This window comes from Proteinivorax hydrogeniformans (assembly GCF_040515995.1).
Taxonomy (GTDB): domain Bacteria; phylum Bacillota; class Proteinivoracia; order Proteinivoracales; family Proteinivoracaceae; genus Proteinivorax; species Proteinivorax hydrogeniformans.
Genome location: NZ_CP159485.1, coordinates 547,462 through 571,844, shown reverse-complemented (window position 1 = coordinate 571,844; position 24,383 = coordinate 547,462). Strand labels below are relative to the sequence as shown.

Annotated in this window: 20 protein-coding genes; 3 read left to right on the top strand and 17 right to left on the bottom strand. The window is 38.8% G+C overall.

Going from position 1 to position 24,383, the window contains the following annotated elements; translation table 11 throughout:
• Positions 1-8 precede the first annotated feature (8 nt).
• Positions 9-692 (bottom strand): hypothetical protein, encoded by a 684-nt coding sequence (locus tag PRVXH_RS02750; protein ID WP_353893787.1) that lies wholly within the window; start codon positions 690-692, stop codon positions 9-11.
• A 185-nt stretch (positions 693-877) separates the two neighbouring features.
• Here PRVXH_RS02750 and PRVXH_RS02745 point away from each other — a divergent pair, with 185 nt between their 5' ends.
• The 3 genes from PRVXH_RS02745 to PRVXH_RS02735 all read left to right on the top strand — a co-directional run bounded on the left by PRVXH_RS02745 (position 878) and on the right by PRVXH_RS02735 (position 3,912).
• Positions 878-1,747 (top strand): CAP domain-containing protein, encoded by an 870-nt coding sequence (locus PRVXH_RS02745; protein ID WP_353893786.1) that lies wholly within the window; start codon positions 878-880, stop codon positions 1,745-1,747.
• Positions 1,748-2,092: 345 nt separating this feature from the next.
• A complete protein-coding gene (locus PRVXH_RS02740) occupies positions 2,093-2,875 on the top strand; it encodes a YheC/YheD family protein (RefSeq protein WP_353893785.1) in 783 nt (260 codons plus the stop codon).
• 38 nt (positions 2,876-2,913) lie between these two features.
• Positions 2,914-3,912 carry a hypothetical protein gene (locus PRVXH_RS02735; protein ID WP_353893784.1) on the top strand — a complete coding sequence of 333 codons (999 nt, stop codon included), beginning with the start codon at positions 2,914-2,916 and terminating at the stop codon, positions 3,910-3,912.
• Positions 3,913-3,992: 80 nt separating this feature from the next.
• Here the strand turns inward: PRVXH_RS02735 and PRVXH_RS02730 are convergent, their stop codons facing one another.
• The 16 genes from PRVXH_RS02730 to ftsE all read right to left on the bottom strand — a co-directional run bounded on the left by PRVXH_RS02730 (position 3,993) and on the right by ftsE (position 23,374).
• On the bottom strand, positions 3,993-4,322 hold the full coding sequence (locus PRVXH_RS02730) for a protease complex subunit PrcB family protein (RefSeq protein ID WP_353893783.1): 330 nt from the start codon (positions 4,320-4,322) through the stop codon (positions 3,993-3,995).
• A 131-nt stretch (positions 4,323-4,453) separates the two neighbouring features.
• Positions 4,454-4,846, bottom strand: a complete 393-nt coding sequence (locus PRVXH_RS02725) for a hypothetical protein (protein ID WP_353893782.1) — start codon at positions 4,844-4,846, stop codon at positions 4,454-4,456.
• 11 nt (positions 4,847-4,857) lie between these two features.
• Complete coding sequence (locus PRVXH_RS02720) at positions 4,858-5,211, bottom strand: hypothetical protein (RefSeq protein ID WP_353893781.1); 354 nt, start codon at positions 5,209-5,211, stop codon at positions 4,858-4,860.
• The gene (locus PRVXH_RS02715; RefSeq protein WP_353893780.1) at positions 5,212-6,237 is read right to left on the bottom strand and encodes a hypothetical protein; all 1,026 of its coding nucleotides are present in this window, start codon (positions 6,235-6,237) and stop codon (positions 5,212-5,214) included.
• Between the two features lie 26 nt (positions 6,238-6,263).
• On the bottom strand, positions 6,264-6,566 hold the full coding sequence (locus PRVXH_RS02710; protein ID WP_353893779.1) for a hypothetical protein: 303 nt from the start codon (positions 6,564-6,566) through the stop codon (positions 6,264-6,266).
• A 16-nt stretch (positions 6,567-6,582) separates the two neighbouring features.
• Entirely contained in the window at positions 6,583-7,584 is a 1,002-nt protein-coding gene (locus PRVXH_RS02705; protein WP_353893778.1) for a DUF4097 family beta strand repeat-containing protein, read from the bottom strand.
• 133 nt (positions 7,585-7,717) lie between these two features.
• Positions 7,718-8,104: a DUF2089 domain-containing protein gene (locus tag PRVXH_RS02700; protein ID WP_353893777.1), complete on the bottom strand. Its 387-nt coding sequence runs from the start codon at positions 8,102-8,104 to the stop codon at positions 7,718-7,720.
• Positions 8,105-8,702: 598 nt separating this feature from the next.
• Positions 8,703-10,523: an excinuclease ABC subunit UvrC gene (gene uvrC / locus PRVXH_RS02695; protein ID WP_353893776.1), complete on the bottom strand. Its 1,821-nt coding sequence runs from the start codon at positions 10,521-10,523 to the stop codon at positions 8,703-8,705.
• 766 nt (positions 10,524-11,289) lie between these two features.
• Entirely contained in the window at positions 11,290-11,517 is a 228-nt protein-coding gene (locus tag PRVXH_RS02690) for a DUF2798 domain-containing protein (RefSeq protein WP_353893775.1), read from the bottom strand.
• Between the two features lie 1,125 nt (positions 11,518-12,642).
• Positions 12,643-15,462 carry an excinuclease ABC subunit UvrA gene (gene uvrA / locus PRVXH_RS02685; protein WP_353893774.1) on the bottom strand — a complete coding sequence of 940 codons (2,820 nt, stop codon included), beginning with the start codon at positions 15,460-15,462 and terminating at the stop codon, positions 12,643-12,645.
• A 32-nt stretch (positions 15,463-15,494) separates the two neighbouring features.
• Positions 15,495-17,471, bottom strand: a complete 1,977-nt coding sequence (uvrB, locus tag PRVXH_RS02680; RefSeq protein ID WP_353893773.1) for an excinuclease ABC subunit UvrB — start codon at positions 17,469-17,471, stop codon at positions 15,495-15,497.
• Positions 17,472-17,575: 104 nt separating this feature from the next.
• Complete coding sequence (locus PRVXH_RS02675; protein ID WP_353893772.1) at positions 17,576-18,973, bottom strand: PDZ domain-containing protein; 1,398 nt, start codon at positions 18,971-18,973, stop codon at positions 17,576-17,578.
• Positions 18,974-18,993: 20 nt separating this feature from the next.
• On the bottom strand, positions 18,994-20,400 hold the full coding sequence (locus PRVXH_RS02670) for a S41 family peptidase (protein ID WP_353893771.1): 1,407 nt from the start codon (positions 20,398-20,400) through the stop codon (positions 18,994-18,996).
• Positions 20,401-20,534: 134 nt separating this feature from the next.
• Entirely contained in the window at positions 20,535-21,740 is a 1,206-nt protein-coding gene (locus tag PRVXH_RS02665; RefSeq protein WP_353893770.1) for a peptidoglycan DD-metalloendopeptidase family protein, read from the bottom strand.
• 52 nt (positions 21,741-21,792) lie between these two features.
• On the bottom strand, positions 21,793-22,698 hold the full coding sequence (ftsX, locus tag PRVXH_RS02660; RefSeq protein ID WP_353893769.1) for a permease-like cell division protein FtsX: 906 nt from the start codon (positions 22,696-22,698) through the stop codon (positions 21,793-21,795).
• Positions 22,688-23,374, bottom strand: coding sequence for a cell division ATP-binding protein FtsE (gene ftsE / locus PRVXH_RS02655; protein WP_353893768.1), 687 nt, complete (start codon positions 23,372-23,374; stop codon positions 22,688-22,690). Before ftsE ends, ftsX begins: the two co-directional genes overlap by 11 nt.
• Between the last annotated feature and the right edge of the window lie 1,009 nt (positions 23,375-24,383).

Here is a 24,383-nt window from a genome sequence, read left to right as displayed (position 1 = left end):
AATTATAGTCAGTCTTCATCATCTGGCTGTGGTGGGTAAAATTCTGGGAACGGCAGCTGCTCAAAGTCTTCACATGGGTCTGGGAATTCTTCACACACTGGAGGTGTCGGACAGAATCCAAATGTTGGGATAAGCAGTTGCACTTCTGCCGTTGACTTAATGATGATCCAAGCGCCAACTGGTATTAACACTGCTACTTCTTCTTCCTCAACATCTGTACTTTCAACCTCTTCAAAAATTGGTTCCCCTACTATTCGGAAAATAGATTCAGCTATTGCTTCCATTCTTTCCGGCTCAGGTAGCCATAACACTACATCCTTTGTGAAGCACACTTCAAGACCTGTATTAGTAACTTCAGCTTGTGTCTTTGTGTTGACAATTGTAAGGTTTATATCTGCACACACTTCTATTCGCACCCTAGCTAAAGGTCCCCCATTGATTAAGTTAATGCTCAAAACCGTAAATCTTGGTGTTTCATTTCCATTTTCAGGGGGAGCTATTTCCGCAGACCCTGCTAAGTGCTCGATTTCCTCAAACTCTGGGAAATCAACATCTGGATGCTTAAAGGCAAAAAATTCACATTCTGTTTGGCGGCAAGCGTCATAAACCTTAGTGGTGATTATACATTCTAAAATCTCAGGCTCATCATTTTTAGGTGGTTTTATACATGTTGGATCAAATCTATCTCTCATTTATTGTACCCTCCTTTCACAATACTCTATGAAGTTACCCCAGGGTTGGTGCATGTTATTAGCTGAGTTTTTTAAGAAAAATGCCTATACCTAAATACTCTATTAATTGAAACAATTACCTTTGAAGATAAACCATAAGTTAGATAACATTAATGTATAATATGTAAAGATTATAGGAGGGTACCATGAAGAAAATCACTACTTATTTAACTTTAGGAGTTATTAGTACATCTGTGCTTATGCTATCGGCTCAGCCCGCTGAAGCCTTTAGTTATCGCAGCTTTTTGCAACAGTTTGGAAACAGTAGCGGCCTACAAAACGAACAAACTACTGAGCATAACCCCCACGACAATCAAGAAAGTATTTTATCTAACTTCTGGACGTCAAGAAGACAGCAAAACCAGCCACAAACAGATACAGAAGATCTAGATAATAAACCAAGTAAAGAATCTGATGAAGGCAAATTAGAAGAAGGATCTAAAGAAACGGCAGAAGATGATAACCAAGTAAAAGAGAATAAGAACGAAGAAAAAAATAGCAACCTACTGGATAACTTTTGGGCCAGAAGAGGAACTAGAACACAACCTTCTACTCCCCAAGAGCAGAAGCAAGAACAACCAACTGAGCAACAGCCTATTAAGGAAGAAACTCAGCCAACATCAACCCATCAAGTTAGCCAACGGGAACTTAGCATGTTAGAGCTTATAAATGAGGAAAGAAAAGCAGCAGGGGTAGCTCCCCTAAAAATTGATGAGGAAGTAAGCAAGTGGGCTAGAGTTAAAAGTCAAGACTTTATAAATAGCAGCTACTTTGCCCATGAATCACCTGTTTACGGTAGAGCAGGCCAAATGTTAAGAGAAGGTGGCGTAAGCTTTACAAGGGTGGGAGAAAATATTGCATCTTCTCAAAGCTATGTTGTTTCTCATCATAGACTTATGGCATCAGACGGCCACAGAAGAAACATTTTAAACCCAAACTTTACCCATGTAGGTATTGGCATAGTTGACCAAAATCCTTCCGGCGTATATGTAACCCAAATCTTTACCGCAAAATAAGTAGCAGCCACTAAAATCCCGAATGGTTAAACTAACAATCAGGAGGCTGGGACATATATATCCAAAACAAGTAAAACACGGTTCTGATCATCGACTTTTGATGATTAGAACCGTGTTTTACTGTATAAAGCTGCAGGAGCATTTCTCAACCCCAATTAATAACCCCAACTGATGACCCAAACTGACTGTAGGGGAGCAGTGTCTGCTCCCGCACATAACGTCCGCGGTCCAAAGCGGACAGCTACTGCGATCCCAAACTGGTATCAAATCCAGACCCCGATGACTTCACCTTTTGCCAAACAGGCACATATACTATTAAAACGATAATCTTAGGGGTGAATTTTTATGCCATTATACAAAAGCTTGGTGTCTAATAAAATGGTCAAAAGTGAGATATTAGCTAAACATCCTCTTCTTAAATCTTTTTCCCCTCACTACTGTCCATATACTTTAGAGGATCTAAAGGAATTTCTCACAAGGTTTCCGTTCGTATTTTGCAAGCCATGCCGCAGCAGCCAAGGCAAAGGGGTTTTTTCCATTTTAAAAAAACAGGAAGGACTATACACCTTAAACTACAGACACTTAACATATGTGGGGTTAAGTTTTGAAGCTTTATCAAAGCTGGCAGCTGTCATCATCAATGAAAGCCCATATATCATTCAGCAAGGTATAGTTACACCCCAGTTTAAAGGCAACGTTTTTGATATACGAATTATTGTTCAACGCCCTAAAGAAAAATGGGAGGTTACAGGGATTGCTGCCCGAGTTGCAAAAGACAATTTTTTAACCACAAATATCAGTGCCGGCGGCAAAGGATATGCACTTGAAACTGTGTTAGAGGAGCTAGGTGCTACACCTAAGGTGCAAAGCTCCATTAAAGAGATTTTAGTTTTCATCTCCCTAGAGGCAATGAATGCAATGGAGCATCATTTCCCTCATCTTTGTCAAATTGGAGTGGATGTTGCTTTAGATAATCAGTTTAGGCCTTGGATTTTAGAGATAAATTCTGCTCCAAAGTTTGAGGTTTTTACCCATTTTGACATGGACCTTTACAAACAAATTGCCAGAAATCATATTAAATCCAAAAAAAGAAAGTTAACATTTAACTCACCTTTTGCCCATTTATGAATAAAATAAACTATCCTAAGTTTGAGGAGGTTTAAACAATGGGTTATAAGATTATCAGGAAAAACACCCAAGTGCCGGGAGAGGCTTATGATAAAGATGGCACTCTATACCTCCCTGTAGAATATATGAGAGAAGATTTTTCGATTTTAGAAAAGGAAAGGGTCATTTTTATTGATAGTCCTCTGGCAAATTTAAAAGTTGGTTTGCTAGATTTAGAGGACGATACTTCAGACCTTTATTTTACAGAGAGCAAAAGAGTCCTACAAGGTACCGGATGTACAGTGGAAAAGGTAACAGTTAAAAGGCAAAACCTAGATAACTATGATCTTCTATTATGCCTTTCCAGTAAAGAAGGTGTTTTCAAAACGGACTTCGGTGGTTTAACTTTAAACGGTGCAAAAAGGTTAGCAGAGAGCGTTCGTTGGTCACTAACAAAGGTGTTTGAGCTTGATTACATTTCACCTCCTAAAAAGAATACTATGGAATGTCTTGACCAGCTTAACATGTGGAAAAAACTATCTCTTCCAATAATCTCAGTGAACTGGCGCCAAAAAAATGAGGCAGAAGATAGTGTAAAACTAGCTCTATCTTTATTAATTGGACTTATGAGATTTTCCACTAATGCAATTCCAGAGATAGATTGGGAACTTTTTATACAAAATGTGGATGGAGATGAGACTACAGAAAAAGAACCTGTACAGGTGCAAGAAGATGACAACACTTTTACCGATCTAGGGCATAACCCAACTGCACCCAAAGAAGAAGACCTATCTGTTCAGGAAAATATGGCTGAAACCATTTATAAAGAGTTCCAAAAAGAGCAGAGAAATCTTGATGAGACTGAGCTTAAATCTGAACTGGAGGTTGATAAAATGGCAAAGAACTCAACTATTAAAAAAGCAAAGGGTAAGATAGTAAAAAATCCTTCTCCTGCCTTGAAGCACTATCTTAAAGAAGAATTTGCAAAGAAGAACAGAGAGCTTGAGCAGCAAAGAGCTAAAGGAAAACCTGCAAGCAAACATGACCTAAAATCATGAAAATAATCATACATGGCAGGTGCCATCAAAATTAAAAAGAAAACACCAGCTATAGGGTGTTTTCTTTTTTGTTCTCCATTCTAATTAATCTTTTTAACTTCAATCTCCTTTTCGGTATCGAAAATTAGAAGCTTTTCAGGATAAGTAATCACCATGGTTACCATATCGCCTTTTGCCGGCTTTACCTCTTTATATTTTACTACGATTTTATTCTCTTGCTTTTCCACTTCAGTCTTGATTGAGTACCCACCAGTCGGTCTTTCTCCTAAGGCAATGTATACATATTTTTTTCCTGTGTCGTCACAGTCATAAATATACTCGCCACCAGCTTTTTTTAGCCGCTCTCTCTGTACTTCTATTGCATCGGGAGCCTTTGCTAAATCCGCTGATTTTTCTAGATTTTTGTCCACAGCACATCCCCCTATAAGTAATGATAATACTAAAATAAAAGGAAGAAATTTCACATAAACCACTCCACTTATTATAGTTTTTTTATAAACTACTACCCAGCTCCTCCAATAAAGTCGCTGGGTAGTGAAGCTTAAATTAACTCTACAATTACTCTTTTGTTGCCATCTTTACTTTCTTTTATTATTCCCTTTTCACCTTTTGCTGCCTTAGCCAACACTTCCTCTCCTGTTAGGTTAAGGTTGTTAGCTTTTATTTTTGCAGTAGCTATGGGGAATAACTTTAAAAACTTTATTACCCCTAGGGGTAGGATGATAACATGATCTTTTTCTTTTCCTTTTTCATTTTCTTTTGTAATCCTGATTCTTAGATTTGTTGGATCCTCGACGTTGCACTCAGATATAAGGTCGATATCTTCGTTATAAGCCTCGCTTTCATCTAACGCCTCCAAAAGTTTTAACCCTTCTTTTGCAGTTACCTTTCCTTCTTTTATCATTTCTAGGACCTGTAGCTTACTTTTTGACATAAACGTCCCCCCTACTCAACTATAATATGGACATCATAGTTTGAGTCCCTATCTTCTACTTCTAAAACCTTTCCTTCTTCGCCAGATTTAGCAAGCTCTATAGCTTCAGCTAACTCTTTTTGGGTGACAGAGCTTTCCTCAGGTATAAATTTCATACCTAGCGAAACTAAATACATGGGGATTTTAACGTTAGTTTTAACTCTTTTGCTAACTTTATCTACCACCTTTATCCTTAGTTGCTTAGCCTTACCCCTAGTTTTTTTGCCTTCATCTTTAACGTCCACTGCAGCTAATAACTTTGCCCCTTCTTCCGCAGTTATTTTTCCACTTTCAATCATTTTAAGCACTTGAATTTTTTCATTCATTTAATTCTCCCCCTTCTCAAATTCCTCAAAAGTTTCCAGCAGTTCTTCAGCTTTTTGTGGGTCAAGAGTTCCTTCCTCAACCATTCTTAGAATTTTTAGCGATTCTTGATTTTCTTCTTTATCATAAAAGTCTGCTGAATCATCTTTCAGTACTATTGACTCGATCTTTAAATGTTTTCCTTCTAGACTAACATCTCCTAACGGATGCAAACCTTTATCCCCTTTGTATTCACCATTACCCTTTGTTAGCTGTAAAGAATCTACTTTGTTATCGATCGACTTAACCTTAGCTTTCAAGGAAAATGCCGAGTCTGAAGGAATTCCTAAATAAAAATCTCCACTGGTAGTTAAAGAATAGTTGGCTACATATGCTATCGGTAAATGAAGCACTGTATCGCCAAAGCCCCTGCCTTTAACCCTTGTAAATCTGCTAGAGGTAATGCTAATATCCCCCGACGAATTAAAATTTAGTGTGCCCCTACTATCAGTTACTACATGCTTGCCCTTAGCTAGGATCAGTCTAGCATCTCCATCTAAGCCCTTTAGATTTAGATTCCCCCGACCGATATCTAGGTTAATCTCTCCTTGGTGATTGTAGACTTCCGTTTCCACCGCCCCTAAATCAGCCCTTACTTTACCATGGTTAGAGACAAATTCTATACTGCCTTTGCTTTGTTCTACTTTAATCTCTCCATCAATATTAGTGATACTAGTTTTACCATTACCGTTATCCACTTTCACTTTGTAGTCAAGATTAGCTATAGATAAATCCAAATAACTACCATCCACAAATAGATCACACATCTTTGGTAGGTATACCTGAACTTGTTTTGTTAACTCACCTGCTAAGGAAATATATAACTTATCACTTTTTGCCTTATGGTTTAACTTTATAGGTTTTTCACTTTCCACTACTAGCTTACAACATTCCTCGTCCCAGCCCCTAACATCTAGCTCTCCTTTATCTAAGGATAGCGCAACTTTCCCATTAAGGGTAATGTTAAACTCCTTACTAAGGTGCGCCATAATCTAAAATCACCTACTTCCCACTTTTATAAAAAGTTATTTCCTCTAAAAGAGAAAATTATCTGTATTAACCCTGCCAATGCAACAAGCAACCAAAAAGCAAGCCAAAAAGAAATATCAAGTTGCATGTATACAATCACTAAAAGGGCAATCCCTAATGTCCAAAGTCCACCTTGAAGTCTCCCGGAACAAACCCTATTTTTTGAATACTTTTTATAGATACCTGCCTTTACCATCGCTAGCTTAATTATCAAGTTACAAATTAGAGCAACCAAAATTAAGAAAAATATCCCCAGTAATACCTCTGTCGATAATAAAACCTCCAACATTTTTCAATCCACTCCTTTATAATTCTTTTAAGGTTAGTGATCCATTGACGGAACTAACATCATAAAATCTGTGCGCTTTTCCTTCACCTACAATCGTACAATTTTTAGTTATCACTACCCCATTTTTACTTTGAATGTTTAAGTTTGGATGTTCAACTTTAGCTCTTCCGTTTACAGCGCTTAAATCAACCTTGACATTCAAACCAGGGGTTGGAAGTGCTATTATTATAGGACCGTTAACTGTAGAAATGTCAATATCTCCTGGGCTACTAAGGTAATCGGATATTTCCAGTTTCCCATTTACAGTAGAGCAGTCAATATCTTTGAACTCGCCGGAAACAATACCCTTACCGTTGACCATAGAAAGCTCAAGGTCTTCCCCCTTTACATCACTTAAATCGCATTTCCCATTAACTAGGCTTAAGTCACAATCCTTTGTAACGATTCCCGCTATAGTCACTTTCCCATTAACTGTGCTAACGCAGACATCATATTGGTTGGCTTTGGGCAAAAAAAGCTTATACGATATAAATATTCGCTTACTCTTCATCTCTTTTTTAGCTTGTATAAAGTCTTTTCCGACCGTTAATGTCCGATATTTCTCCGCTAACTTCTCTGCTTCTTCTTTATTTTTTATTCCCTTAACTTTAATAGTTTCTTCTATATAACCATAACCCCTACTCCAACCCTGTATTTCGATGTTGCCTTTTCTAGAACCAAGCTCTACGTCCACTAAACTGGTGATAAAGGTTTGTTTTATCTCCCTTTTAAATTCATGGATATGGTTACTGTTAAGGGCTACACCAAAAGCATCTTTCAAGTTTTCAAATAAAGAAAACCCCTCATCTTCTTCACAACCCCCATCTTTGCTACAAGTATGCGTAACCTTTTCACCGTCAGCTGTGCTTTCATCTACTTCTACTTTGTCTAAAGCTGCTAATAACTTATTAGCCTGTTCCTGAGAGATCTTACCTTCTGACAGCATTTCAAGTATCATTTCCCTCTCATTAAGCCCCACTTCATCCTCCCCCTTTTCATTTAATTATTTATATTCTGAATTAGATGTGTAAATTTTTTATCCCAACAACGAGATATGTGCCCCATGCCACATAATGAATGGAGTTATCCAAAGTTGTGAGATAAAAATTTTCCTAACTTTGCTCTTTTAATAATTCTACTGCTTCTTCCGCCGTAATATCACCATTGTTTAAAGCGTCAAGCACCTTTTTTCTTTTCTCTGCGGTGGCAGGATCCACTTTAGGAATTGGTTCTGGTCTGTATCCTAAAGATTCTATAACACCTTCTAATCTGCTTCGAACTGTAGGATAAGATATCCCCAGCTCTCTCTCAACTTCCTTAATATTTCCTCTGCTTTTGATAAAAACTTCAACAAACTCTTTTTGTTCCCTACCTAGCTTGCAAAACTTGCATAATTCAAAATCACCTTCAATAGACGTATCGCAATGATTGCACTTTAGCTTAGCAACATTTAAATGCGAATCACAGATGGGGCACTTGCCAATTGCCTGCTTTTTCATCTGTACACCTCCCACAATATTAACTATATGAATTCACTTCTTAATAATTTTAATCTTTGCTTTAATTATACACATAGAAAAGAAAATTGCAACCGATATTGGAATTTTTAATGGTCAAACTTAATTTTTTTAACATCCTTAGTGCACTAGCTAGTCGCTGAATTTTCTTTTCTATGTTTGTTTAGAACTAGTTATTTATTTTTACAGCATTCTAAAAGCTTTTCCGCTTGTTCCTTTGAAACTTTCCCAGAAGTCAACATCTCTAAAACCATAAGTTTTGGATCGTTTACCATCTTCCACCCTCCTTTTTTACATTCTCAGATTTAGTAATCAAAAATTTTATAACTAAGATTCTCACCCTTTGTGTTTATTGTTAGATTAATTATTTTGATATTTTTACCTCTTGATATTAATATATCTAACCTTTACTTTAATTATACTCATAATTTCACAAAATGCAACACTTTTTATGAAATTATTTAATTATTTTATTCACTTTATTAATTTTTAAATTGAATATGTTAAAATCACCGTGATAATCGAAAAAGCAGCGACAATTAAATTGTCGCTGCTTTTTCGATTATCTTCTAATATCTAACTATCTTTTCTTTCTAAAATATCTATAGACATTCTCAGCTACTTGCCAAGGGATACCTGGCACTGCAGCTATTTCACCTACGTCTTTAGTGGAAATTTCTTCAACTGAGTTAAATACCTTTAGCAAAGAATTTCTCCGGTTAGGTCCCACACCTTCAATGCTATCTAATTCTGATGTAAATGTCTCGTTTTTGCGTAACGTCCTATGGTAGGTTATTGCAAACCGGTGAGCTTCGTCACGTATTCTTTGAAGAAGGTAAAGTCCTTCACTGTTTCTAGGTAGAATAACCGGCTCCGATTGTTCAGGGAAGAATACCTCTTCCATCTTTTTGGCTAAGCCTATAATGTGAACATGCTCATAACCTTGTTCTTTTACAATTTTATTTGCTGCGGAAAGCTGTCCTTTTCCACCATCAATTACAATTAGGTGAGGAAGTGGAGAAAACTTTTCATCACCTTCTGCGTATTTTTTTAACCTTCGAGTAAGCACTTCTGCCATGGATGCAAAATCATTAGGACCTTCCACAGTTCTGATTTTAAACTTACGATATTTATCTTTTGCAGGCTTTCCACCTTCAAACACAACCATAGAGCCTACAGAATATTCACCCTGTATATTAGAGATGTCATAGCACTCCATACGCCAAGGAAGTTCTCCAAACTTTAGTTCTTTTGCAAGCTCTACTACTCCCTTTTCACCACGGTGCTTTTCTACACCGCCCTGGCTTTCGTATTGTTCTAGCTGAAGTCGGGCGTTTTTCTTGGCTAGTATCAATAACTCCTTTTTTTCCCCTTTTTGAGGAACTTTTAAACTAACCTTAGAACCTCTTTTCTTTTGCAAAAATTCTAAAAGCACTTGTTGATCAAACAAATCCTCCGGCACTAAAATCTCACCAGGAACGATTGGAGCGTTTTCATAAAATTGAGTTATAAAAGCTATTAACAGTTCCTTAGAAGTTGAACCTCCTGTGTTTTCAAGTCTAAATGAGTCTCTGCCTAAAAGCTTGCCACCTCTAATGCTAAACACTTGAATGCAGGCAAGGTTTCCACCATCTGCCACCGCCAAAATATCTCTGTCTGTAAGATCGCTAAATATGATTTTCTGTTTTTCTGTCACACTTTTTAGAGCTTTAAGTTGATCCCTTAGCTCAGCTGCTTTTTCAAAGTTTAGATTAGCAGCTTGCTCCTTCATTTCAGCTTCCACCTTTTTAACTAGATGAGAGCTTTTTCCCTCTAAAAACAACAAAACTTCTTCAATCATCTTATGGTAATCAGTTGAAGTAATGTTATGCTGACAAGGTGCGTGGCAGCGCTTGATTTGAAAGTTTAAACAAGGCCTATCTTTATGCTCTAGCTTGCCCTTGCAACGCCTGAGCGAAAAAATTTTGTGAACTAGCTGCAGCGTTTCGTTTACAGCACCGGCGCTAGGGTATGGGCCAAAATAGCGGGCTTTGTCCTTGTTAATTTTACGAACCTTTTCCACCCTAGGAAAATCCTCGGTTACATCTATTTTGATATATGGGTAATGTTTATCATCTTTGAGCGAGATGTTATATTTGGGGCGGTATTTCTTAATTAAGTTACTCTCTAATATCAAGGCCTCAACCTCAGAGTCAGTAACTATATAATCTAAGTCTTCAATATTGTGCACCAGTGCTGTAACTTTAGCACCCTTTTTCTCGGTGTTTTGGAAATACGATTTAACGCGATTTTTAAGGGAAGCAGCCTTGCCAACATATATAACATCACCATATTTGTCCTTCATGAAATAAACTCCGGGACTAGCTGGCAGCTGGCTAACTTTACTGTTCAAAGCACTCACCACCTTTCTTTTTAAGATCTATTAAGTTCAAGGGTGAATTTACAATTTGTTGACAAAATGCGAGTTGGTCAGTTGGTCAGTTGGTCAGTACATGACCCACCCCCTGCATTTGGCCATTGGGGTCTGAATTTGATACCAGTTTGGGGCCTCAGTAGCTGTCCGCTTTGGGTCGCGGACGTTAAGGTGCGGGAGCAGGTACTGCTCCCCTACAGTCAATTGGGGTCGTCAGTTGCGGCATCCATCTTCGTTTGGGGTGTGGGGTCAGCCTGTCAAAATTAACTTTCTACAGTTCAAGAAAGGTAATTTTAAAAGACTGACCCCTGCATTTCAGAGGGGACAGGTACGGCTGTCCCATTGTCCCTTGGTTTTGCCATTTGGGGTCTTCCTTCTACTGAAGGATTTGCTATATATTGGAGGGTTTGATTGAAGGCGGCGTCTTTTCTCCCTGTGGGTAAGGCTTTGGCTTTGAGCTATCTTTCATTCAACTTACAATTTACAATTAAGGTCAGAGTCCCGTTGGCAGGGCATCTGCCACCTGCTAAATGGTAAAACCTTAATTGGCCACGGTAATGTTTTTAACGATGGTCTAGCAATTGTTTAACAATGGTTCAACGATTGTTCAGCTATTGTTTAACTATTGTTCATCGTCGACTCAAAGTTAAAGCTGTCCCACATGTGGAGAAACAGCTTAGGCTTCTTTCAAACCCGGAAATATATTGCTAATCCTGAACTGACCTAGTAGAATACATAACCACCTACATAGGCGTTATTCCTCAATTAACTTATTCACTATTTTCTCCGTCAGTGGGATAAATATGTTAGCAAGTGGGATAGATATAGCCGTCCCCACTAATGCAGATCTTAAAAATGCTCTGAAGAAACCCGGTTCAACTCCATAATTAATGATTACCATGATTAGCGCTATTGGCACTGAAATAAAGATAGCAGCTATACAAGAAAATAAAACGTTTTTATATTTTTTATTTATTTTCATTAACTAAGCTCCCCTCCCTTTGTTCGTCGTTCTTTACTTATATGGCCAAATTCCCTCTGATGTTAGCAAGGACTCTTACTTTTTTTTATAGCAACTGTATAACGTTTGTTTAGCATTGTTCATCCCTTGTGTCCCCTGGTTTTTAGTGGGTGCTTCTAGTGGGGTTACAGTCCCAGCCAATTAGGTTTTGTCATTGTGGATTTGATACCAGTTTGGGGCCTCAGTAGCTGTCCGCTTTGAACCGCGGACGTTATGTGCGGGAGCAGGTACTGCTCCCCTACAGTCAATTGGGGTCGTCAGTTGCGGCATCCATCTTCGTTTGGGGTGTGGGGTCAGCCTGTCAAAATTAACTTTCTACAGTTCAAGAAAGGTAATTTTAAAAGACTGACCCCTGCATTTCAGAGGGGACAGGTACGGCTGTCCCCTTGTCCCTTGGTTTTGTCATTTGGGGTCTTCCTTCTACTGAAGGATTTGCTATATATTGGAGGGTTTGATTGAAGGCGGCGTCTTTTCTCCCTGTGGGTAAGGCTTTGGCTTTGAGCTCGCTTCCATTAATACCAGAGACATGACAATGTCGACTCAAAGCCTGAGCTGTCCCACATGTGGAGAAACAGCTTAGGATTCTTACAAACCCGGAAATATATTGCTAATCCTGAACTGACGGTGCTAGATACAGCAATCAGTTGGTCAGAAGATCAAGGGCGGTTTTCTGCTTGGCAGTATTTGCTTTAGCTATCTGCTAACGATGGTCTATCAATTGTTTAACAATTGTTAAAACTACATATTAAATGCGTCCATATTCGCTGGCCATTTGCTGATGGGGCGACACTGAGGTCGCCCCCTACCTCTTCGAGGGGTAGTCCATCTTGGTTTTTCATTTGGGGCATCATTTTGGGTTACAGCCAATTAGGTTTTGTCATTGTGGTCTGGATTTGATACCAGTTTGGGGTCTCAGTAGCTGTCCGCTTTGGAACGCGGACGTTAAGGTGCGGGAGCAGGTACTGCTCCCCTACAGTCAATTGGGGTCGTCAGATGGTTTAACAATGGTTTAACTATCGTTTAACTATCGTTCAACTACTGTTCAACTACTGTTCAACTATTGTTTAGCTATCGCTCAACTACTGTTCAACTATTGTTAACATATGGCTTAAGGTACTTGGCTGTGTGGGACCTTTGTTCTTTGCAGATTTCCTCAGGGGTCCCTTTGGCAATAACCTCTCCGCCGCGATGTCCGCCTTCTGGTCCTAAGTCAACTATATAATCAGCAGTCTTTATGACATCTAAGTTATGCTCAATCACAAGCACGCTATCCCCATTTTCAACTAATCTATTTAGCACCCTGAGCAATCTATCTATATCAGCGATATGAAGGCCTGTTGTAGGCTCATCTAATATATATAACGTCTTACCGTTGCTTCGTTTACTTAAATGGGTGGCAAGCTTAACCCTTTGGGCTTCACCCCCGGATAAAGTAGTCGCTGGCTGCCCAAGCTTGATATAACCAAGTCCAACATCATATAAAGTATCTAACTTTCTTTTGATTTTGGGGATGTTCTCAAAAAATGTTATCGCCTCTGAAACAGGTAGCGCCAAAATATCAGCTATGGTCTTACCTTTATACCTTACTTCTAGGGTCTCCCTATTATATCTAGCACCCTTACAAACTTCGCAAGGCACATAAACATCAGGTAAAAAATGCATCTCGATTTTTATAATTCCATCCCCTCGGCAAGCCTCGCAACGGCCACCTTTAACATTAAAAGAAAATCTCCCCGGCTTATACCCCTTTGCCAAAGCATCTTGGGTTTTGGAAAACAGTTCTCTAATATGGTCAAAGACTCCTGTATATGTGGCTGGGTTAGACCTAGGCGTTCTTCCGATAGGGGACTGGTCTATATCTATAATTTTCTCCACATTTTCTATACCTTTAACCGTTTTGTGCTTGCCTGGCTTTGAGCGGGCTTTGTTTATTTTTTGTGCTAAAGTTTTGTACAGTATTTCATTAATCAAAGTACTTTTCCCAGACCCAGACACTCCTGTAACACAGGTAAAAACTCCTAAGGGGATTTTAACATCCACGTCTTTTAAGTTGTTTTCTGCAGCACCTTCAACCTCCAGCCACTTGCCATTTGGCTTTCTTCTTTTATCGGGAACTACAATCTCTTTTTCACCAGTTAGGTATTGGCCGGTGATCGATTTTTTCTCCGCCATGATATCGTTAATATCACCTTGGGCCACTATCTCACCGCCATGAGCTCCCGCATAAGGTCCGATATCTACAATATGATCTGCTGCTTTAATAGTATCTTCATCATGTTCTACCACAATTAAGGTGTTGCCTAGATCTCTTAATCTTTTTAAGGTATCTAAAAGTCTTTGGTTATCTCGTTGATGAAGCCCTATACTAGGCTCATCCAAAATATAAAGAACTCCCATAAGAGAAGAACCTATCTGGGTAGCCAGTCTAATTCTCTGAGCTTCGCCGCCGGATAATGTACCTGCACTTCTATCCAACGTTAAATAATCTAGGCCCACATCAATTAAAAACCCTAACCTCTCATTTATTTCCTTTAAAATCATTTTTCCTATCATCATCTGTTTTTCCGTAAATTCTATATTATCAAAGAAACCCTTGGCGTCTTTTACAGATAACCCCGTAAGCTCAGCTATATTAATTCCCCCCACCTTTACAGCTAAAGCTTCCGGTTTTAATCTCGCCCCGCCACAATTTTCACAGCTGTTTTGGGACATATAACCTTCTAAATCATTTCTAATATAGTCCGAAGAGGTTTCGTTATACCTTGCCTTTACCCAGTTTACTAGACCTCTAAAAGGTACGTTCAGCTCATTTTCCTCACCGCTTGCGCCTACATACTTAATGTTATAGCGCTGACTACCTGTTCCATAAAGTAAAATATTTATAATTTCTTTGGGCAAATCCTTAACCGGCATTCTTAAATCAAAATCATGCTCCATCGCTAAAACTCTAAGAACTTCTCCATAGTACCCCGAAGAGCTTCTACTCCATGGAACTATTGCCCCCTCAGCTATAGATAAATTTTTATCTTTTATGATAAGGTCTGGGTCAGGATCCAAGTGACTTCCTAACCCCGAGCATCCAGGGCAAGCACCAAAGGGGTTATTAAAAGAAAACATCCGCGGACTGATTTCCTGAAAGCTAAAACCACACTCTAAACAGGCAAAGTTTTCGCTGAAAGAAATTTTTTCTCCATCTACAACATCTAAAATAGCGATCCCTTCTCCAAGCGCTAACGATGTCTCTAAAGAGTCTGCCAAACGGTTTTCGATTCCTTCTTTAATGACAATCCTGTCCACCACAACTTCAATGGTATGCTTTTTGTTCTTTTCTAACTTAATTTCTTCGTCTAGGTGATAAACATGATCATCAATTTTCACTCTAACGTATCCACTTTTTTTTAGTTTCTCCAAAAGCTTTATATGTTGGCCTTTTCTTCCCCTTACAACAGGAGCTAAAACCTGCACCTTTGTTCTATCTGGTAACGTCATTGCTTGATCTACCATTTGGGAAATTGTTTGTTGGGCTATAGGCTTGTCACAGTTAGGACAGTGAGGAGTACCAACTCTAGCAAACAATAACCTAAAATAATCATAAATTTCCGTAACTGTCCCCACGGTGGAGCGGGGATTTTTGCTGGTAGTTTTCTGATCTATAGAAATTGCCGGCGATAATCCATCTATAGAGTCCATATCAGGTTTTTCCATCTGACCTAAAAATTGGCGAGCATAGGCAGATAACGATTCTACATACCTACGCTGTCCCTCGGCATATATAGTGTCAAAGGCTAAGGAAGATTTGCCCGACCCACTTAACCCTGTAAAAACAATTAGTTTATCCCGAGGTATAGTTAAATCTACATTTTTTAAATTATGTTCTCTTGCTCCTTTTATTATTATATCTTTCAAATTTACTCCTCCATTTTTCCCATTAAATATTTTTATTTTGCATCTAACTCCGCAATCATATCTCTAAAGTAAGCAGCTTTTTCAAACTCCAGATTTCTAGCAGCTTCCTCCATTTCTTTTTGTAGCTTAGCAACTAATAATTTCTTATCCTTTTTAGTCATCTTCTTGCCTTTTTCCGTAGCGTAGTCCGCACCTTCTTCCGCCACCTTGGTAGCTTCGATAATGGCATGGATATCTTTTTGAATTGTCTGAGGCGTGATATTATGCTTTTCATTATGCTCCATCTGTATCTCTCTACGTCGTTGAGTTTCTGTAATCGCCTTTTCCATCGACCCAGTAACTACATCAGCATATAGTATAACCCTACCTTGATCATTTCTAGCCGCCCTACCTATAGTCTGAATTAACGACCGTTCAGAGCGCAAAAATCCTTCTTTATCTGCATCCAAAATAGCTACTAATTCAACTTCCGGTATATCTAAACCTTCTCTTAGAAGGTTAATACCCACTAATACGTCAAACTCTCCAAGGCGCAAGCCTCTAACTATTTTCATTCTTTCTAATGTATCTATATCAGAGTGAAGATACTTGACCTTAACGCCGGCGTCCGTTAAATAATCAGTCAAATCTTCCGCCATTTTTTTAGTTAAGGTTGTTACTAAAACTCTGTGATTTTTCTCTACAGTTTTATGGATCTCTCCTAGCAAATCATCTACCTGTCCTGAGATTGGTTTCACTGTAATTTGAGGGTCTAAAAGGCCTGTCGGTCTTATTATCTGTTCTACCACCTGACTACTATGCTCTTTTTCATAAGCTGCAGGAGTAGCAGAAACAAATACAGCCTGATTAAGCATACCTTCAAACTCATCAAATTTCATAGGCCTGTTATCAAAGGCAGAAGGCAGCCTAAACCCATGTTCCACTAGGGATTTTTTTCTTGAATAGTCACCGGCGTACATAGCCCCGACCTGCGGTATAGTAACGTGAGATTCGTCTATAACCACAAGGTAATCATCGGGGAAAAAATCCATAAGTGTATAAGGTTTGTCCCCAGGCTGACGATCAGTTAAATGCCGTGAATAGTTCTCTACTCCTTGGCAAAACCCGATCTCTTTCATCATCTCTATATCATATCTTGTACGCTGTTCCAGCCGCTGTGCTTCCAACAACTTACCTTGATCTTTAAAATGTTTTAGTTGCTCTTTAAGCTCTTCTTCAATAGAATCAATTGCCTTAAGCACCTTATCCCTTGCTGTAACATAGTGAGAAGCAGGAAAAATGGCCACATGATTTCTAACTCCTAAAATCTCTCCGGTTAAAGAATCTATCTCTGTTATTCTGTCTACCTCATCACCAAAAAATTCTACTCTAATGGCTTTTTCACTACTACCGATAGGGAAAATCTCCACTACATCTCCCCGCACTCTAAAGGTGCCTCGGCGAAAGTCAGTGTCGTTTCTATTGTATTGGATGGCCACAAGTTTTCTTATAATTTCATCTCGGTCCACTTCCATCCCCTCTCGAAGTGACACTACTAAATCTCCATACTCTTCCGGTGAACCTAAACCATATATACATGACACACTAGCAACTATAATTACATCTCTACGCTCAAATAGCGAAGAGGTCGCTGAATACCTAAGTTTATCAATTTCATCATTAATTTGAGAGTCTTTTTCTATATAGGTATCCGACTGTGGGATATAAGCTTCAGGCTGATAATAATCGTAATAAGAGACAAAGTATTCTACAGCGTTATCAGGGAAAAACTCCTTAAATTCACTACATAGCTGGGCAGCTAAAGTTTTATTGTGAGCTATTACTAATGTGGGCTTTTGAACTTTTTCTATAACATTAGCCATTGTATAAGTTTTCCCCGAACCTGTTACTCCTAAAAGGGTTTGCCCATCATGACCCTTTTCTATGCCTTTAACCAACTTATCGATAGCCTGAGGCTGATCCCCAGTTGGCTTGAACTTTGAATGTATTTTAAACTTTCCTGGCAGCATATCTTTTGCACCTCCGGCAGTCTAATTTTTCTTAACTCTAATTATAACAATTATTATTTAAAATTAAAAGACAAAAGCGAAAACATGTTCGCTTTTGTCTTTTCCTATTTGCCTATTATCTTATCTAAAGGACTATTCAATCTAAAAGAAGCCATATATTTAGGGGGGTGCGAAGGCATCGTAATAATTCCTAGCTGCCTTCTCCGTCTGAAAAGCGGAGCCTTTAAATATTTCATCCTCCCTTGCATATCCTCAACTTCCATCTTAAGATAAGTCGGGTTATCAGCAATCAACTGTTGATAGTGGATATGACTTAATACAGCTTGCCCATTAATTCTTTTTATTCTATGCCCCGGTTTAAGACCCAGTTTTTCCCCTACAGTCCCCGGCAGTATTCCCAAAACAACTATACCATTTTCATCACTCATGGGAAAAAGAGGCTCTTTTGAAAATTCCTTTCTCTGTGCTAAAAGAACCAATAACTCATGACCTAAAGGAGCAAATACAACGGCAAGGGGCGTTAGTAATGGGACAAAATTTGCCAGCACTGCTAATACTATAAGCACTATACTGTAAAAACCTAAGCTAATAGCTGTGCTTTTAGACTTTTCCTTAGGTGGGGTTGAAAAAGCTAACTCCCCATAACCTAGTGCCGCTATCACTGAAAACATTGCTAAAGAGATAGTATAGCCAGCAGGCGCCGTTTGTGTTAGCTCCATCAAAGGCCACCAAGAAGGCATATCGATGGAGGAAGAATCAGCGACCATTTCTCCGCCAGGAACAACCATAGCTAAGAGCACAACCAGTGGAACCGGCCAAAATCTCTGGATGGTAAATCCACCCACAACCTCTGATTTTCCATCTTGATTTTTTCTTTCAAAATAGATTGGGGTGATTCCCTTGGCACCACTTATAAAAATTAAAGCACTTTCCACCAGGTGTAGCACACCAATTACGGTCATAAGTCCAGGTAAGTTCATTGAAAGAAAAGCTTCAAAAAACGAATTGTCAGGAATATCAAGACCAATCATAGCCAAAAACCTAACAAGTACCACCAGCAAGCCAACAATCCCACCAGCATAAGCGAAACACATATATCTAGGATTAACTAGCATAAGCAGTATGGCTATCGGCCAAACGAATACTATTCCCACGCTGGTAAACTCCACACCAATAAAAATCAACGCTAAACTGCCAATTATTCCACCAACTAATCCATATACAGCGGATACAGCTGTTTCTTTATGGGGGTTTGTTATAGATACCCCGAAAAGCTTCCGCTCCATGTTAGATTGTCTTTTATACTGCTTATACACAATAACAAACACCAATGGAAGCACTATTAACAGAGGTGGAAAATGTCCATCACCAAATACGAATCTGAAAAATCCTCCGATAGTGCTGTAGTATAAGTTTGAAATCATACCTAACAAAACCTGTATAAAAGAACTGTTTACAATATTGTTAATTAACTCCATAAAACCAACGATAATGTTATCCAACTGCTTCACCCCAGTTGCGTCTAATTTCTAAAATAGTCAATAGCTTCAATTAGCTGCTTATCCTTTTCCCTTTGCTTTTGCTCTAAGACTTCATTTAATTTCTCTGCAACTTCTAGATTAACAACACCAGTTTTTTCAAGTCCATAATCTGCCTGAAATTGCTCAACTCCCATTTGTGTATCCTCATCAAATGTGCCATATGCACCTGCAGGATAATTTAAAAACTCTAATATATTTTGAAGCACCATTACTTGAGCCCCACTGTCCTCTCGTTCCAAGCTGCTTGTGTACCTCAATGGAGGAAAGTTTCCTCCCTCTACTTGCCCAACTTCAATGTGGGGTGAAACACCTACCCCGTCGATGATATTTCCTTCAGGAGTAAAGAAGTTAGAAACTGTAAGCTTTACTGCCGATCCATCACTTAAATCAATTATATTTTGCACCGAGCCCTTACCAAAAGTGGTGGTCCCGATAATAGTAGCAGCTTCATGGTCTTTAAGAGCACCAGCTAGTATCTCTGAGGCGCTAGCGCTATTTTCATCAATAAGCACAACTAATTCAAAGTCTCTTTCTTTTAGGTCCGATGTATAGGTTGCTAGCCTCTGGCCATCACTATCTTCAATATAAACAATCTTACCCTCTGGCACTAAATGGTTAGCGATATTTAAAACTTCGTTTAAGCCACCCCCGGGATTACCTCTCAGGTCCAATATAAGTTCTTCCATATTGCTTTCTTTAAGTCCGTTCAGATGTTTTACAAATTCTTGATAAGATCCGTCACTAAATCTTGTTAGTTCTATATACCCTAGCCTATCATCTAACATCTCCGATTCAGCAGCTGTTTGGTCGATGATAGCTCTTGTAACTTCAAAATCGATGATACCTTCTACACCCTCACGGATTATCCCTAACTCCACAACGGTATCCGGTTCACCTAATATCATATCAACTACTTCGGAAAGACCCTTTCCTTCGACATCCTTACCGTCAACTTCTACTATTTGATCTCCTGGGAGAAGACCTGCAGCCTGACCAGGGCTACCTGCCATTGGCACCACCACAGTCACCCTGTCTTCATGCAAAGTAACTTCGACACCAATACCTCCGTAACTTTGCCCATAGCTTCTACCAAAATCTTCAACATCGTCGACGCTCATGTACTCGCTATAAGGGTCGCCCAAAGCAGCCACTATCTCTCTATATACTGCATCTTCAATCTCATCTAGATCATAGTCCCCAAAAAAATTATTCTGTATAACTTCTATAATTTCCTTAGTTTTACTGGAAAAATCTGATTCTAAAGCCAAAGGCTCCTCCGGCTGAACATCAGACTGCTGCTGCGGCAGGTAATATCCAATCGAAAATATAGCTAAGTGACTGACAACTAAAGCTAACGCTAATAAGGATAACTTCCATTTTTTATGCATTGTTACACCCCTCATTAAATGTCCTTTGAAAAAATTATATAACATACTTATTCTATAAACATATATGATATCCCTTTAGATAAAAAATAAGATTATATTTTCATTAAAAATTAAAACCATCGGGTTCGATGGTTTTAATAATAATTCATAGGATTTGTATGTTGACCGTTAACTCTTATCTCATAGTGAAGATGAGGCCCTGTAGATGCACCGGTAGAGCCAACATGGCCTATAGGTTCACCTTTAGCAACTTGCTGCCCTTCGCTTACCAAGATATTATGTAAGTGAGCATATAAGGTGGTTTTTCCTCCGCCATGGTCTACGATTACATATAAACCATATCCAGTACTTCTGTTACCGCCAGCAAAAACTACAACTCCACCATCAGCAGCCATTACATTAACGGGATTACCGTTAAAGTTTGGTGAGCCAGCCCAGCGAGATCGTGGTATTCCAACATCAATACCACGGTGAGGTGTTCTAACCCCTGTTATAGGATGGACTCTAACCCCATAAGGTGAAGTCACCCAACCATAACCGTAATCCTGCACCGGCCACATAAAGCTTCCTGTTGCATTGCCAACATTTTGTTGCTGCCTTCTTCTGATTATCTCTTCAATCTGTTTTTCTACCTCTTTTGCAGCTCTTTCCTTTGCGGCTATTCTTGCTTGTGTAAAGCTTTGTTTTTCATGAAGCTTAGCAGAAAGTGAGTCTTGTTCCCTGCGATTAGCTTGAATCTGCTGTTCAGCAGCTTGAGCTTCAGCTCGCATCGAAACTAAGCTTTCTTTTCTTTCAACCTGCTTTTCTCGCTCAACTTCTAGAAAGTTTCTTTTTTCCTTAATCTCCTCCACTAGCCTTCTATCGTCTTCCGCAATAGTTCTTAAGGCGTTAAAACGAGAAAGAAACTCAGAAAAGCTTGTAGCTGAAAGCAGCACTTCGATATATCCCACAGAACCTCTTTGATACATGGTCACCAACCTAGTTTCTAAATGACCTGTAGTTTCTTCCAAAAATTCTTCAGTCTCCGCTATTTCAACCTCTGTTTTTTCAATTTCAACTTCCGTTGAACTAATGTCAGAATTTAACTGATTAATTCTTTGCCTTTGTTGCTGAAGCTGACTATCTAACTGTCGTATTTTTTCGGAGATTTGAGTTATCTCAGTTTCTAGCTGTTGTGTCTCTTGTCTGCGCTGCTCTATTCCATCTTCTAGTTGGTCTCGTTCTTGCTCTAGCTCTTCTTCTTTCTGATCTAACTCGTTTGCTAAAACAGGATTATAAAAAGGAATAAAGAGTGCAATAGCCATAATTAGCGAAACTATTATCTTACAGTTCTTTGACAAAATTCCCCCTCCCTTCTTTATAAGCTAAGTTTTAAACAAGAAATTAGATTATCTATACGTTAAGGAACTTCCTTAACGATAGCGTACTCCCAACTACTCCAATACCCACACCTATCATAAGTAGGTTTTTAACTAGATGCTCCATAATATCAGCAACCTCTACAAAACTAAACTGAATAGTTTCTGGAGGTAAAGATTCATATAGCAAAACTAGAGCATAATCATAACCATAATATATCGCTAGTAAAGCTAATACAGTACCAACTAAACTTAACAGGAATCCTTCTAATATAAAAGGCCATCTAATGAACCAGTTTGTTGCTCCTACATATTTCATAATGTTTATCTCTTTTCTTCTTGCGTATACAGTTAGTTTTATGGTGTTAGCTATTAAAAACAACGCCATAACCATTAGGATAATCATCAACGCAAGTCCAACCCACTGGATGACTTCAGTGATACTTAAGAGTTGTTCTAAAACATCTTGCCCATAGTCCACTGACTCTATATAGGTAATCCTTTCTAATCTCCCCGCTACAACCGGGATTTTTTCAGGATCATCTACGCTTAGTTCAAAGCTGGCAGGAAGAGGATTTCTTTCATCCATCCCAGCTGTTATATCAGCAAACTCACCTAGCATTTCCTCTAAACGGTCTAGAGCATCATCCTTAGATACATACTGATATTCCTCAACTTCAGAGATTGCCGCTATTTCTCTTTCGATAGCGCCTACAACATATTCCTCGTCGTCTTCAAACTCCTCTACATAAGCTAAAATCTCAGCTTGATTTCTTATATCATCCATTATTACTTGCAAGTTCGCATTAACTATCATAAAAGCACCTAGTACAAACAGGGTGATAAAGGTAACACCGGTAGAAGCCAGCGTCATCCATAAATTTTTAGTTATCCCTTTTAAAGCTTGCACAAAAAAATACCCAATATTTTTAAAGAACATCGCTGTACCCTCCTTGTGCGTCATCACGGACTATACTACCATCTTGTACAGCGATAACTCTATTTCTATACTTATCAACAATATCCTTAGCATGCGTGGCCATGACTATTGTTGTTCCTCGCAAATTAATCTTATTTAAGATATCCATAATTTCATCTGATGTGGTAGGGTCTAAGTTTCCTGTAGGTTCATCGCAGACTATGATTTCCGGCTTGTTGACTAGAGCCCTAGCCAAAGCCACCCTTTGCTGCTCACCACCTGAAATTTGATTAGGATAGCGTTTACCTTTTCCCTCTAGACCAACAATCTTAAGTACATCTAAGACTTTTGTCTTTATCTCTTTTCGACTCGCACCTATTACCCGCAATGCAAATGCAATGTTATCATAAACATTCTTTTCCTCTAGCAAACGAAAGTCTTGAAATACTACACCGACTTGTCTTCTTAGATGCGGTATTTCCCTCCGTTTTAACCGAGTTATATTTCTATTAAAAAGAAAAATTTCTCCTTTTTTTGGTTCCACTTCCTTAAATACAGCTTTTAACAACGATGACTTCCCAGCTCCACTGGGGCCAACTATGTATACAAACTCTCCCTTATCTACTTTAAAGTTGATGTTGGAGACGGCAACATTACCAGACTTATAGCGTATTTCCACATTCTGAAAAATCAGCATTTTATATCAAGTCTCCTCGTTTTTTGTTTTTTGTGTTTGCTTTTTTGGTTTTGAATATTTCTCCGGTAATAAAAAATATTCGACATAAGTTTTTAAAATTCCTTTAACTTTTACTATCTCTTCTAAATTTAATTATACACTGTTTTTTTAGCACTTCAACGACTAAAATTTTACATAGGACTATAGACTTATTTCGTCATATTTCCCCGGCAATATTTTTTTACCAAAGCTTTTTTAAAGGCAAAGTTTTTAGTAGAGATTAAGGGCGGATTTACAATGGACAATTATAGAACAAGTGCGAGTTGGGCAGTTAGAAAGTTGAACAGCTGCTCAGAAGTTCTAGGTTAAATCCTTTGCTAACTGCTAGAACCTATTCTTAAATTCTGGAAATATATGCTAATCCTGGGCTGACGGTGTAGGTACAGCAGTCAGTTGGGCAGCAGGGCAAGGGCGAATTTACAATTGATAATTTACAATTTACAATTAAGGTCAAAGTCTGTTCAGTCAGAGCGTCTGCACCTGCTAAATGGTAAAACCTTAATTGGCCACGGTAACGTTTTTAACGATGGTCTAGCAATTTATTAACGATAGTCTAGCAATTGTTTAACAATGGTTTAACGATTGTTCAGCTATTGTTTTAACTATTGTTTAGCATTGTTCGTCCCTTGTGTCACCTGGGTTATAGGGTTTCAGACCCAGCATCAGTTCAGTATTTCACATCTTTAGATCCTAGTCCCAGCATGTAGCTTATTTATACGTTTTCGCGGCCAATTAGGTTTATGGGGTATGGGTTCGGTCTTGGTTTTTCATTTTGGTCTGGATTTGAAACCAGTTTGGCACCTCAGTAACTGTCCGCTTTGGGCCGCGGACGTTATGTGCGGGAGCAGGTACTGCTCCCCTACAGTCAATTGGGGTCGTCCATCTTCGTTTGGGGTGTGGGGTCAGCCTGTCAAAATTAACTTTCTACAGTTCAAGAAAGGTAATTTTAAAAGACTGACCCCTGCATTTT